This window comes from Dongia sp. (assembly GCF_041906375.1).
GTDB lineage: Bacteria > Pseudomonadota > Alphaproteobacteria > Dongiales > Dongiaceae > Dongia.
In genome coordinates, this window is record NZ_JAYRJJ010000001.1 from 501870 (window position 1) to 514515 (window position 12646).

Here is a 12646-nt window from a genome sequence, read left to right on the forward strand (position 1 = left end):
GGTGACGGTGGCTGCTGCAGTCGCAGATTGAGCGGACATTACGCAACCTCCTGCGACGACTGGGGCCGGTTGGTCGGCGTGCCGCCTTCGAGCGGATAGTGACAGCGTACCCTTCCGCCGGTCGCGGTCAGCGAGGTATGGCCGGCAAAAGCCGGCAGTTCGGCACGGCAGCGCGCATCGGCATAGCTGCAGCGCGGATTGAAGACACAGCCGGTGGGGCGGTCGACGATGCCGGGCACGACGCCGGGAATGGTCGAAAGGCGCCGCTTGCCCACGCTGCGTTCGGGCAGGGCTTCGAGCAAGGCGGCGGTATAGGGGTGATGCGGGTTGGCAAAGAGATCGGCGGCCTTCTGCTCTTCGACCTGCTGGCTGGCATACATCACCATGACCCGCTCGGCCGTTTCGGCGACGACGCCCATGTCATGGGTGATGAGCACCAGCGCCATGCCGCGCTCGCGCTGCAGATTGACGAGAAGATCGAGGATCTGCGCCTGGATGGTGACGTCCAAGGCCGTGGTCGGCTCGTCGGCGATGAGCAGACGCGGATTGCAGGCGATGGCCATCGCAATCATGACGCGCTGGCACATGCCACCAGACAGCTGATGCGGAAAGCTGTCGAGGCGCGTGGCAGCTGCCGGGATGCCGACTTGCTCCAGCAATTGCACGGTGCGGTCGCGACGTTCGCGGCGCGAGCCGCCCTCATGCACCTTCAGCGTCTCCATGATCTGGTAGCCGACGGTGAAGCAGGGGTTGAGGCTGGTCATCGGCTCCTGGAAGATCATCGCCACATCCTTGCCGACGATCTTGCGACGCTGGGCGGGCTTCAGCTTAAGGAGGTCGATGCCATCGAAGGTGAGGCGGTCGGCGGTGACCTTGCCCGGCCACGGGATGAGCCCCATCACGGCCAGCATCGTGACGCTCTTGCCGGAGCCGGATTCACCCACGACGCCCAGCAGTTCGCCCTTGTCGAGATCGAGGTCGATGCCGTCGACCGCGCGGAACGGGCCGCTGTGAGTCTGGAATTGGACCGAGAGATTGCGGATTTCGAGAAGTGCCATGATGCGCTGACCCTTAACGCTTCAGCTTGGGGTCGAGCGCATCGCGCAACCCGTCGCCCATGAGATTGAAAGCGAGCACCGTGACGAGGATGGCAAGGCCCGGGAAAGTCACCACCCAGGGCGCCCGCTGCAGGAATTTCAGGCTGTCGGCCAGCATGGTGCCCCATTCCGGCGTCGGCGCCTGGGCGCCCAACCCGAGGAAACCCAGGGCGGCCGCGTCGAGGATGGCGGTCGAGAAACTCAAGGTCGCCTGCACGATGAGCGGCGCCATGCAATTGGGCAGCACCGTGTCGAGCATCAGGCGGCGGGTCGAGGCGCCGGCAACGCGGGAGGCGGTCACGTAATCCTTGGACAGTTCAGTCAGCACGGCGGCGCGCGCAAGACGCGCATAGTGAGGGACATAGGTGATGGCGATGGCGATCATCGCCTTGGCGATATCCGGCTTGCCCAGAATGGCCACGATCACGATCGAGAGCAGCAGGCTGGGGATCGAGAGGATGATGTCCATGAAGCGCATGATCGCGATATCGACGACACCCTTGAAGAAGCCGGAAAGCAGGCCGAAAAAGATGCCCAGAGCGAGCGAGATCGTGACGACGATGCAGCCGATGATGAGCGACAGCCTTGCGCCATGAATGATGCGCGAGAGCACGTCGCGGCCGACATCGTCGGTGCCGAGCGGGAAGGCCCAGGAGCCGCCATCGGCCCAGGCCGGGGGCTGCAGGAATTTATCGCGGAACTGTTCGATCGGGCTGTGCGGTGCCACGAAATCGGCGAAGATCGCCGTCAGGATCAACAGAACGATAACGATGAGGCCTGCCATGGCGCCCTTGTTGGCGCGCATGGATAGCCAGATCTCGCGTCGCGGCGATACGACCTTGGCGACGGTGGCGGCGGTAGCGGGTGCTGCGGTCATGATCGGGCCTTCAACGCTTGTGCCGGATGCGGGGATTGAGCAGGCCGTAAAGCAGATCGACCGCGAGATTGATGGCCATCACCAGACTGGCGATCAGCAGCACGCCGCCCTGCAGGGCCGGATAGTCGCGCCGGTTGATGCTTTCCACCAGCCATTTGCCGATGCCTGGCCAGGAGAAGGTGGTTTCGGTCAGCACAGCGCCGGCCATCAACACACCGACCTGCAGGCCGATGACCGTGACGACGGGAATGAGCGCATTGCGCAAGGCATGGACGCCCACCACGCGCCAGGTCGACAGGCCCTTGGCGCGCGCCGTGCGGATGTAGTCCTCACCGAGGACTTCCAGCATGGCGGAGCGCGTCATGCGCGCGATCACGGCCAGGGGAATGGTGCCAAGGACGATGGTGGGCAGGATCAGATGCGACAGGGCCGAGGTAACGGCGCCCTCCTCGTCGCTCATGATCGCGTCGTAGATCATGAAGCCGGAGGTGCCCTCGAAGAAGAAATCATTGCCGATGCGGCCGGAAACCGGGGTCCAGCCGAGATTGACCGAGAAGGTCAGGATGAGAAGCAGGCCCCACCAGAAGATCGGCATCGAATAGCCGGTGAGTGAGGCGCCCATGATGGCGTGATCGAAGATCGAGCCGCGTTTTACCGCCGCAATGACGCCGGCCGGCAGGCCGAAGCTCAGCGCCAGCAGCATGGCGAAGAAGGACAGTTCGAGCGTTGCCGGGAAAAGGGTCAGGAATTCATCCAGCACCGGGCGATGCGTGATGATGGAAATGCCAAGATCGCCGTGCAGGACGCCGCCGACATAGTCGAAGAACTGCACGTAAAGCGGCCGGTCGAGTCCCATTTCATGCAGCAGCTGGGCGTGCCGTTCCGGGGCGATGCCGCGTTCGCCGACGCGCACTTCCACCGGATCGCCGGGCACCAGTCGAATGAGGATGAATGCCAGGAAGACGATCCCGAGGAATGTCGGGATCACAAGGCTGGCGCGGGTCAGGAGGAAACGGACCATGGCTCACTATATCACAAAAAAAAGGAGCGGCGGGGAGGGCCCAAGACTCTCCCCGCCGCCCGTTCGTTAGCGAAACTTACTCTTCGATGTCGACGCCTTCGAAGATGTGGGTACCCAGCGGGTGGATCTTGAAACCCTTAACCTTCTTGCTCATCGGCATATAGACGACCGAGTGAGCGACAGGAACCCACGGGGCCTGATCGTGGAAGATCACCTGGGCCTGCTTGTAGAGCTCGGTGCGCTTGGCGGGATCCGCCGTCGCCGTGGCTTCATCAATCAGCTTGGTGAAATCCTCGTTGCACCATTTGGCGATGTTCTGGCCGCCGTCGCGGGCCGATCCGCAGGACAGCAGAACGCCCATGAAGTTGTCGGGATCGCCGTTGTCGCCGCTCCAGCCGAGCATGCCGGTCTGATGCTCACCCGCCTGCAGGCGCTTGCGGTATTCGCCCCATTCGTAGGTCTTCAGTTCGGCGGTAACGCCGATCTTGGCAAGATCGGCCTGCATCAGTTCGGCCATCTTCTTGGCGTCCAGGTTGTAGGGACGCTGCACCGGCATGTACCAGAGGTCGATGGTGAGATCCTTCACGCCGGCTTCGGCGAGCAGGGCCTTGGCCTTCTCCGGATCGTAGGGATAGGGCTGGATGTCGTCGTTATACGACCAGATGGTCGGCGGGATCGGGTTCTTGGCCGGCTGTGCGGCGCCCTGGAAGACGGATTTGATGATCGCGTCTTTGTCGAAGGCCATGTTGAAGGCCTGGCGGACCTTCACATTGTCGAACGGCGCCTTCTTCACGTTGAGGGCGAGGTAGCCGACATTGAGGCCTTCCTGCTCCTGGACCGTGAGGTTCGGGTCAGCCTTCAGCTTTTCGACGTCGGCCGCGCCCGGATAGGGGGCCACGTCGCATTCGCCGGCAAGCAGCTTGGCGGTGCGGACGGCCTGGTCCGGGGTGATGGCGAAGATCAGCTTGTCGATCGGCTGCTTGCCGCGGAAGTAGTTCGCATTCGCCTTGTAGAGAATGCGCGCGTCCTTCTCATAGGCCTGCAGGATGAACGGACCGGTGCCGATCGGCTCCTGGTCGACGCGCTCCGGCGTGCCGGCCTTCATCATCGCATCCATATATTCCTTGGAATGGATCGAGGCGAAGTCCATCGCCATGTTGGCGATGAAGGGCGCGTTCGGCTTGGTCAGCGTGAACTTGACGGTGAGGTCGTCGACCTTGTCGATCGACTTCAACAGGTCGGGCATGCCCATGTCGTTGAAGTAATCGTAAGCGCCGCCCGAGACCTTGGCGTAGGCGTCGTCGGCCTTCCACATGCGGTTGAAGGTGGCAATGACGTCATCGGCATTAAAGTCGCGCGTCGGCGCGAAATCCTTGCGCGAATGGAACTTCACGCCGGGCTGCAGATGGAAGGTGTAGGTGAGGCCGTCGTCCGAGGTCTCCCAGGATTTGGCGAGGCCCGGCATGATGGTGGTGGTGCCGGGTTCGAATTCGACGAGTTTGTTGAAGATCGGGTAGGCGACGTCGAAGCTGGTGCCGGTCGTGTTGATCTGCGGGTTGAAATTCTCCGGGCTGCCTTCCGAGCAATAGACCAGAGTCTTTGCCTCGGCGGCGGCAGCGAAGCCAACCGCAAGCGCTGCGGCCGCGACGGCCCCAAGCAGGCGATGTTTCATCTTGGATTCTCCCAAAAATAAAGCAGTGTCAGGACAGCCCGCGGTTGAGTGCCCCAGTTGTTAGTTAATTGGGGGGCTGCCTTGAGCAAAACCGTAAGCTTGAAGAAAGGGGCAAGTCAACGCCGCGCTTGACCGTACGGTTACAATTCCGGCGAGCGTCCGGTCAGTCGCCGCATATCGCAGGGCAGCGCCCCCCAATTGACGGCAAAGCCCGTCGGCGCGGTATGGACAATAGTTAACGCGCGCTTGACCGCGCCCGGCCCGCAAGGGCATCGTCGGGCCATGAAGATCACCGACGATTCCCCGATTCCCGCCCCGTTCGTCAGCCTCGGCCAGAAGGTCCTGCCAGCCTGGATCGACGGCAACGACCATATGAATGTGGGCTTCTATCTGCGCGCCTTCGACGAGGGGTTCGACACCACTTACGAGGCGTTGGGACTGGGCTATGGGCTCATCAAGGAGCGCGGCTTTTCGACCATGACGGTCGACACGCATGTCTCTTATCATCGCGAATTGCTGCTCGATGCGCCGCTGCGCATCACCTGCCAGCTGGTCGATTGCGACCGCAAGCGGGCGCATTGGATACAGTCCATGTACCATGCCGAAGAAGGCTATCTGGCGGCGACCGCCGAATGGCTCATTCTGTTCATCGACATGACCAAGCGCAAAGTGGCGTCGATGCCGGACGACATCTATGCGCGGCTGGAGCGGGTGAAGGCCGCGCACGCATCGCTACCTCTGCCGGTGCCACTGGGGCGCACGATCTCGATCCACAATCGCAAGGCCTGATCGGCCCTTTCATGGGGGGAATGCGGTCCGGTAATTCCGGCCGATTATTCCGGCCCATTATTCCGATTGGCCGGCGACGGCCTTCAATTCCTCAAGCAGGGAGGGACTAGCCAGACCATCCTCGGGCAGGCCCGCCGCTTGCTGAAAGGCGCGGATGGCGGCCGAGGTCTCTTCATCCATGACGCCGTCGATCGGTCCGGGCGTAAAACTGAGATCGGCCAGCAGCCGTTCGATTTCCTGCACCTGGGCGCTGGCGGCCGGGGCCTGTGCTGCCTCGGTCGGGGCGCCGACATCGTGCCAGATATAGAGTGTGATGCCGATCGCGGCGACCAGGACGCCGGCCACCACGCCGAAACTGATCATCAGGCGGCGAGCCTCGGAGTCCGGGCCGGCATGACGGTCAACCGCCGCACCGACACGATCAGCGGCGCTGGCGCGCACACCGAGCCGGGGACCCCGCACTTCTTCCATTCGTTCGCTCTCCACCCCTTGCGATCGATGCGTGATCTGCTCGATGCGCCATTCGCCCGATGCGCCGGAGCATAGGTGCGATAGAGGCGAGGGGCAAGATTCGGCGCAGCCCGAAACTGGCCCGCCCGGTGTGACCGTCATGCTTTCGCCCGGGGCGCGCGGAACACAACTTTGCGGCGGATTCCGGCCATTTGGCACCCTGCAAGACCCGCCTTGCTCTCGGGCCCTGCATTCCCTATGTTACCGCCGCCGCGCGACCCGGGCATCGCCCCCGGTCGCCCGAGATTGGGGCGTAGCCAAGCGGTAAGGCATCGGTTTTTGGTACCGACATTCCCAGGTTCGATCCCTGGCGCCCCAGCCACACTCTTTATGAGTGTATATCTGAAGAGATACATTCAGGAATTGTGCCGTACTTCCGGGGGTTAGCCGGTAGATCATCGCTGCGCATAACAGAGATCTCGAGAAAATCAGGCTTTTCAGCGCTTTCTCGCGTTCCCGTCTCTGAATGCCAAAAATCCGGTTATGGCTGGTGGGCTGATTGGCGACAGATCATGAGCAAAAACGTGCTCTCGTCACGCGACATAAGACCCGCCCCGCGAGAATGTTGGGAGTGAGGGCGCGAACTCAAGTCGACGCGCTGAAGAAGTATGCGCGGCTAGATGATCAGCAGAGCCCGCTGCTCATCCCACGATACCGGAAACGAAAGCTGGCGTCTCAAGACCCGCCAGTAAAAACCCTCCCCCGCACCCCCACCCGGCGGATGCTCAAGGTGGGTCCACAGGTACCTCCCGCGGCCGCCGCCGTCAGCGCAATGACCCGCGCCGCGTCGGCTGCGGGGCCCTCCTATGGACTACCTTGATCATCCGCAAAACGCCCAATCAGAGGGGGCCCTTTTGCGCGCCGATCCGGGGTCCCAATTGCGTGCTGATTGACAGTCTTCATGTTGTCGTAGATGCCGCGGCTGCAGGTGCCCTTGAAGAAGGCGAAGGCCCGGTCATGGGCGTCGAACACCATCTCCTGGGTCTCGCGCGGGTAGACTCGCACGAACAGCATCCGGCTATGGCACAGCCGGACATGGGCGGCCTTGACCGTCAGCGTCGTGCCGCCCACCAGCACAACCTCGTGGCTCCAGTCGAACTGGTAGGCTTCTCCCGGGGCAAAGCTGAGGGGAACATAGGCCGAGGCTGTCGCCCCGCCACGGTCCTTGCGCCAGGCCTTGGCATAGCGCCGGACAGCATCATAGCTGCCGTCATATCCCAGCCCGCGCAACGACTCCAACAGCCGGATCAGCGTCAGGCGTTCCCGCGCCGACTTGCCGTCGTTGGCCGTCAGCATCTCGTCAAGGCGATCGCGCCACGGCCCGATCTTTGGCAGTGGCTGGACCTCGCGTTCGTAGCGGAACTCGGTGGCACCCGTCCGGATCACCTTCCGCACCACCTTGCGGGAGATACCCAGGTCCCGGCTGATCTCCTTGATCGCCTTCCCCTGGGCAAAATACGCCCGACGGATCTTCGCTATCGTCTCCACCACCAGCATCCCCAACACCCTCCTGCATCCCCAGGAGGGCACAATGAACCCCAGCGTCAGTGGGGTCCCTTTTGGATGCCGATAACCCCTAGAACGGGGTCCTTATTGCATGCCGAAACACAGATTGGTGGATTGCCGCAGGCGGCAAGGCGCGTTGGCGTTTGATCGCGATCGCCTTCCGCAGGCAGGCGATGAATTGTACATTTGTATCGGGCGAATGCCTATCAGATGCGAGGATAGCTCTCGCGCTGATTGTGGGTATTAACTACATCTTTTGCGTGACACTTTGTTTATAGCTCGCGCGCCAGTGGAATTCCCGCTTGCCCGGTCCTAGGCCCTCAGGCATATTTTGCGATACAAAACGCGGTAGGGGCTCCGCGTCGAGTCGGCAAGCAGGGGCAGGGCGTGGTCGACGAGGCAGCGCCGGATCAATCGGGTGTCGCGGCAGCGAGCGCCCATCAAGTCCCTGATACTGGGCTGCTTTGCCTTGTTCTTCTGCTGCGCTTCCATGGTCTGGCGGTTGATCCGAACGCTCTGTCGCATCGCTTCGCGCCGGGTCCCAAGGGACTCGTCGATTCCGACCTGCTCCGCGCCGCCCGGGAATCTGGTCTTAAGGCGCGCTGGGTCGCGTCAAACTGGCAGAAACTCGGCAAAACACCGCTACCGGCCATCGCCGAGACCAAGGATGGCCGCTTCTTTGTTCTCGCCAAAGTAGCTGCGGGTGAGGACCAGGAAGCCAAGGCCCTGGCGCATGACCCGGAAGAAAACCGGCCGATTGCGCTGACTAAGACCGAGCTCGAAAAGGTCTGGACCGGGCGCCTGCTGCTGATGACCAAGCGGGCAAGCCTTGCGGAAGGGTTCGCCAAGTTCGACATCGCCTGGTTCATCCCGGCCATTCTCAAATACAAGCGCATCCTGATGGAGGTGCTGATCGCCTCCTTCGTGCTGCAGCTCTTCGCGCTGGTCACGCCGCTCTTCTTCCAGGTGATCATCGACAAGGTGCTGGTGCATCACGGCCTCACGACCTTGGACGTGCTGGTGATCGGCCTTGCCGTCATCTCGCTCTTCGAGGTGCTGCTGGGCGGCATGCGCACCTATATCTTCAGCCACACCACCAACCGGGTCGATGTGGAACTGGGGGCGAAGCTCTTCCGGCATCTGCTGTCGCTGCCGCTGGCCTATTTCCAAGCGCGGCGGGTAGGCGATTCCGTGGCGCGCGTGCGGGAGCTGGAGAACATCCGCTCCTTCCTCACCGGCAATGCCCTCACTCTGGTGATCGATCTGGTCTTCACCACCGTGTTCCTGGCAGTGATGTGGTATTACAGCCCGACCCTGACCTTGGTCGTGATGGCGGCAATCCCGGCCTATGTACTGCTCTCCCTGCTGGTGACGCCGGTCTTCAAGCGGCGCTTGGATGAGAAGTTCGCGCGGGGGGCGGAGAACCAGTCCTTCCTGGTCGAGACCGTGACCGGCATCGAGACGGCCAAGGCCATGGCGGTCGAGCCTCGCATGCAGCGCCGCTGGGAGGAACAGCTGGCGGGCTATGTCTCGGCGGCCTTCCGCGTCACCAAGCTCGGCAATACCGCGAGCCAGACGGCGCAGCTCATCAACAAGATGACGGTTCTGCTCACCCTCTATCTCGGCGCCAAGGCCGTGCTGAACGGCGATCTCACTGTGGGCGCGCTGGTGGCGTTCAACATGCTGGCGGGCCAGGTGCATGGGCCGGTGCTGCGTCTGGCGCAGATGTGGCAGGACTTCCAGCAGGTGCGCATCTCGGTGAACCGGTTGGGCGATATCCTCAATGCGCCGACCGAGCCCTTGCACCGCGCCGACAAGGCGACCCCGCCCAACCTCCAGGGCCGGATCAGCTTCGATCATGTGATCTTCCGCTATCGGCCGGACGCACCCGAGGTGCTCTCGGACCTCAGTGTCGACATCCTGCCCGGTCAGATGATCGGGATTGTCGGCTCGTCGGGCTCCGGCAAGTCGACCTTGACCAAGCTGGTGCAGCGCCTCTTTGTGCCGGAGCGGGGCCGGGTGATGGTCGACGGCATGGATCTGGCCCTCATCGACCCGGCCTGGCTCAGGCGCCAGATTGGCGTGGTGCTGCAGGAGAACGTGCTCTTCACAGGTTCGATCCGCGAGAACATCGCCCTCAGCGATCCCGGCATGCCCATGGAGCGCGTGGTGGCGGCGGCCAAGCTCGCCGGCGCCCATGACTTCATCTTGGAACTGCCGCAGGGCTACGACACGGTGCTGGGCGAACGCGGCGCCAGCCTCTCCGGCGGCCAGCGCCAGCGCATGGCGATCGCCCGGGCGCTCGTCACCAACCCCAGGATCCTCATCTTCGACGAAGCGACCTCGGCCCTCGACTATGAATCCGAGCGCATCATCCAGGACAATATGGCGGCGATCGCCAAGGGCCGCACCGTGCTGATCATCGCCCACCGGCTCTCGGCGGTGCGGGCCTGCCACCGCATCTTGACCATCGAGAAGGGGCGCCTGGTCGAGGATGGCAGCCATGAGCAGCTGCTGCGCGGCAATGGCCGCTATGCCCAGCTCTATCGCTATCAGGCGTCGGATGCGGCGGTTGGCATGGCGCCGCAGCCGGCCAACGGTCCACGCGCCACACCGGGGGGAGGACAGCATGCCGCCCAGTGACACGCCGGCGGACAACGTAATCCCCTTGCCGGCGTCGCGTGTCCGCGCGGCGATGGGGAAAATGAGCGGCCGTCTTGGCGGCATCTTCGCCCCCGACGGCTATGAGCACGAGTTTCTGCCCGCCGCGGTCGAGGTGCTGGAAACCCCGCCCTCACCCATGGGGCGCGCGGTGGCGCTGGCCATCTCCGGCTTCGTTGCCATCGCTTTGCTCTGGGCCTGTGTGGGGGAGATCGACATCGTGGCGGTGGGACAAGGCAAGATCGTGCCCTCTGGCCGCACCAAGATGATCCAGGCCTTCGAGACCGGCGTCGTGACCCGGATCGCGGTCGAGGAAGGCCAGCATGTGGAGAAGGGCGACCTGCTGGTAGAGCTGGATTCGACCGCGACCGGCGCCGATACGGACCGGCTGGCGAGCGAACTCCAACGCCAGCGCCTCGACGTGGCGCGGCTGCGCTCGATCTTAGGCCTCACCGGCGGTGAAATCCTCGACGCCCCGCCGGGCGGGGAGGCGGGCTTCGATGAGGCGACCCTCGCCCTGGCGCGCTCCTTCCGTGCCACGCAGTTGGGCGAGCAGCAGGAAAAGCTGGCCGGATTGGCACGCGAGCTGGAACGCCAGCGCGCCGTGGCGGTGGGCGCGCAGGCCGAGATCGCCAAGATCGCGGCGCAATTGCCCTTGAAGCGGGAACAGCTCGAAGCCCGCCGCGGCCTCCTCGAAAAGGGCCTGACGCCCAAGCAGCAATTCCTCGAGATGGAGCAGGAACTGATCGCCCTCGAAGGTGAAGGCCATGTGGCCGCCGCCCGCGCCAATGAAGGCCGCGCGGCCCTGGCCGGCATCGAGCGCCAGATCGCCCAGGCGAAGGAAGAGTTCGACCGCGACCGCCTCAAGGAACTGACCGAGGCCGAGAGCTCGGTCGCGCAATTGACCGAGGAGTTGAAAAAGGCCACTCAGCGACAAGCCCTTCAGCGCCTCACCGCTCCCGTCGCCGGCATGGTGCAGCAGCTGCAGCTTCACACCATCGGCGGCGTCGTCGAACCCGCGAAGCCCCTCATGGTCGTGGTGCCGGAAGATGCCGGCATCGAGATCGAGGCCGAGATCGAGAACAAGGACATCGGCTTCGTGGCAGAGGGCCAGGAAGCGGTCGTGAAGCTCGACGCGTTTCCGTTCACCCGCTACGGCACCTTGACCGGCCATGTCGCCACGATCTCCGGCGACGCGGTCGAGCAGCCCGGCGGCGCTGGTCAGCCACCGCGCCTCATCTACACCGCCCGCATTCGCCTCGAAAAGGACGTGATGAATGTGGATGGTAAAAATGTCCAACTCTCCCCCGGCATGGTCGCCGCGGTCGAGATCAAGACCGGCACACGCAAGCTCATCGAGTTCGTTCTCTCACCGCTCATGAAGATGGGCGGCGAGGCGGGGAGAGAGAGATGAGGGGGAGTGCTGATCCGAACGACAGAGTCGTGCAAATTTCAAAGCTCTTTGCCTATCTATTGATTATTGCGCTGCTCGTATTTTGGATCTTCAAGGAAGGAACCAATGATTCGCCCAGTTATTGGATCACCCTAAAGGTGCTGGGTTATCGATCAAAATATGTCGAGCATAGAGCCGAGGTGCTTGTGGGGAAAGACGTGCTGTATCTATCGAAGACGATAGAGTGCATTCCATACAACACAGCTGAAATCGGTGCCTTGAAGCAGTTACACTTTGCTCCTTCCAGTCAGAGCATATCGCATGTGCTAGCTGACGGGACGGGGCTACTGCTGATTTTGCCTGATTTGTGTTACTCTCCGGTTGATAAAGAAATTACAGACCTACATCCAGTACTTGGCCGTGTCGACAACGTCGAGGCCCCAAAGAAAATACAGATATTCATTGTGCCTGACGCAGCCCTTCGCAAGGCGAACATGCGGTTGCTGCGCTACTCGGCGAACATTTCCGACGATGCAGGCCGATCAACAAGAGACGAAGATTTTGGTGAGTGGCAAGCAACCAGCAAAGAGTACTTCCACTACAAGAATGTTCTGGACAATGTCATTGGAGTTTTTGGGTGGTTGGCGACCGCCGATGATCTTAAGCAAGTGGAGGGCGATGCATTACCAAACGGCAATCAATCACGTGATGTTGCGATAGAACGCAATGCTATTGATGCCACTTTGGATAATTTGTTCCCTGATCGTTTCGATCGAGTATATGGCGCGCTGTATGGCGCATCCAATGTGCCGGCGATCTCCGGTAACGCTACGGCGCTTACGAGTGAGCGACGACTAGTTCCATTTGAATTAATAAATGGTCGCTTCACGCCTTCATTTCAGGATATCGGATCGCTGATCTTTCGCGTCGAGCCCTTGGCGCTGGCCGGAAAAAATCTCTCTGCCGTAGAACTTGCAAGAGAGTTGTCAAGAAAGTCGGCAAACCTATTGTTCGCTGACGACGAGCTGCTGAGCACATCGACCAATACTCCGGAATCCCATGTCGCTTCAGTTAGGCATCCATTGATTTCATTCAGCGTTATGAAAAGGAAGTGAGGTCA

General features: G+C 62.2%; 10 protein-coding genes and 1 tRNA gene. 5 read left to right on the plus strand and 6 right to left on the minus strand.

The features are described 5' to 3' along the window. Positions 1-38: 38 nt before the first annotated feature. From ACE3OA_RS02325 to ACE3OA_RS02340, 4 genes are all read right to left on the minus strand, one after another. The gene (locus tag ACE3OA_RS02325) at positions 39-1058 is read right to left on the minus strand and encodes an ABC transporter ATP-binding protein (protein ID WP_374307417.1); all 1020 of its coding nucleotides are present in this window, start codon (positions 1056-1058) and stop codon (positions 39-41) included. Positions 1059-1071: 13 nt separating this feature from the next. Further along, positions 1072-1974 (minus strand): ABC transporter permease subunit, encoded by a 903-nt coding sequence (locus ACE3OA_RS02330; RefSeq protein ID WP_374307419.1) that lies wholly within the window; start codon positions 1972-1974, stop codon positions 1072-1074. A gap of 10 nt (positions 1975-1984) precedes the next feature. After that, positions 1985-2995 (minus strand): ABC transporter permease subunit, encoded by a 1011-nt coding sequence (locus ACE3OA_RS02335; RefSeq protein ID WP_374307421.1) that lies wholly within the window; start codon positions 2993-2995, stop codon positions 1985-1987. Between the two features lie 76 nt (positions 2996-3071). Next, positions 3072-4667, minus strand: coding sequence for an ABC transporter substrate-binding protein (locus ACE3OA_RS02340; protein ID WP_374307424.1), 1596 nt, complete (start codon positions 4665-4667; stop codon positions 3072-3074). A gap of 282 nt (positions 4668-4949) precedes the next feature. Between ACE3OA_RS02340 and ACE3OA_RS02345 the strand changes: the two genes are divergently transcribed. Then, complete coding sequence (locus tag ACE3OA_RS02345) at positions 4950-5456, plus strand: thioesterase family protein (RefSeq protein ID WP_374307426.1); 507 nt, start codon at positions 4950-4952, stop codon at positions 5454-5456. 57 nt (positions 5457-5513) lie between these two features. Here the strand turns inward: ACE3OA_RS02345 and ACE3OA_RS02350 are convergent, their stop codons facing one another. After that, positions 5514-5927, minus strand: a complete 414-nt coding sequence (locus ACE3OA_RS02350) for a peptidoglycan-binding protein (RefSeq protein WP_374307428.1) — start codon at positions 5925-5927, stop codon at positions 5514-5516. Positions 5928-6213: 286 nt separating this feature from the next. Here ACE3OA_RS02350 and ACE3OA_RS02355 point away from each other — a divergent pair. After that, positions 6214-6288, plus strand: a tRNA-Gln gene (locus ACE3OA_RS02355). A 482-nt stretch (positions 6289-6770) separates the two neighbouring features. Here ACE3OA_RS02355 and istA read toward each other — a convergent pair. Next, a complete protein-coding gene (gene istA, locus ACE3OA_RS02360; RefSeq protein WP_374307430.1) occupies positions 6771-7463 on the minus strand; it encodes an IS21 family transposase in 693 nt (230 codons plus the stop codon). A gap of 396 nt (positions 7464-7859) precedes the next feature. On the opposite strand from istA, the gene ACE3OA_RS02365 reads away from it, so the two are divergent. From ACE3OA_RS02365 to ACE3OA_RS02375, 3 genes are read left to right on the plus strand one after another with little or no spacing between them, the layout of a single operon-like run. Beyond that, on the plus strand, positions 7860-10115 hold the full coding sequence (locus ACE3OA_RS02365) for a type I secretion system permease/ATPase (RefSeq protein WP_374307433.1): 2256 nt from the start codon (positions 7860-7862) through the stop codon (positions 10113-10115). Beyond that, positions 10102-11547 carry an HlyD family type I secretion periplasmic adaptor subunit gene (locus tag ACE3OA_RS02370; RefSeq protein WP_374307435.1) on the plus strand — a complete coding sequence of 482 codons (1446 nt, stop codon included), beginning with the start codon at positions 10102-10104 and terminating at the stop codon, positions 11545-11547. The genes ACE3OA_RS02365 and ACE3OA_RS02370 overlap by 14 nt, the downstream gene beginning before the upstream one ends. Further along, entirely contained in the window at positions 11544-12641 is a 1098-nt protein-coding gene (locus ACE3OA_RS02375) for a hypothetical protein (protein WP_374307437.1), read from the plus strand. The genes ACE3OA_RS02370 and ACE3OA_RS02375 overlap by 4 nt, the downstream gene beginning before the upstream one ends. Positions 12642-12646 lie beyond the last annotated feature (5 nt).

Coding starts and splice junctions, on each gene's coding strand:
- ACE3OA_RS02325 (WP_374307417.1), bottom strand. CDS start 1,058: ATGGCACTTCTCGAAATCCGCAATCTCTCGGTCCAATTCCAGACTCAC.
- ACE3OA_RS02330 (WP_374307419.1), bottom strand. CDS start 1,974: ATGACCGCAGCACCCGCTACCGCCGCCACCGTCGCCAAGGTCGTATCG.
- ACE3OA_RS02335 (WP_374307421.1), bottom strand. CDS start 2,995: ATGGTCCGTTTCCTCCTGACCCGCGCCAGCCTTGTGATCCCGACATTC.
- ACE3OA_RS02340 (WP_374307424.1), bottom strand. CDS start 4,667: ATGAAACATCGCCTGCTTGGGGCCGTCGCGGCCGCAGCGCTTGCGGTT.
- ACE3OA_RS02345 (WP_374307426.1), top strand. CDS start 4,950: ATGAAGATCACCGACGATTCCCCGATTCCCGCCCCGTTCGTCAGCCTC.
- ACE3OA_RS02350 (WP_374307428.1), bottom strand. CDS start 5,927: ATGGAAGAAGTGCGGGGTCCCCGGCTCGGTGTGCGCGCCAGCGCCGCT.
- istA (WP_374307430.1), bottom strand. CDS start 7,463: ATGCTGGTGGTGGAGACGATAGCGAAGATCCGTCGGGCGTATTTTGCC.
- ACE3OA_RS02370 (WP_374307435.1), top strand. CDS start 10,102: ATGCCGCCCAGTGACACGCCGGCGGACAACGTAATCCCCTTGCCGGCG.
- ACE3OA_RS02375 (WP_374307437.1), top strand. CDS start 11,544: ATGAGGGGGAGTGCTGATCCGAACGACAGAGTCGTGCAAATTTCAAAG.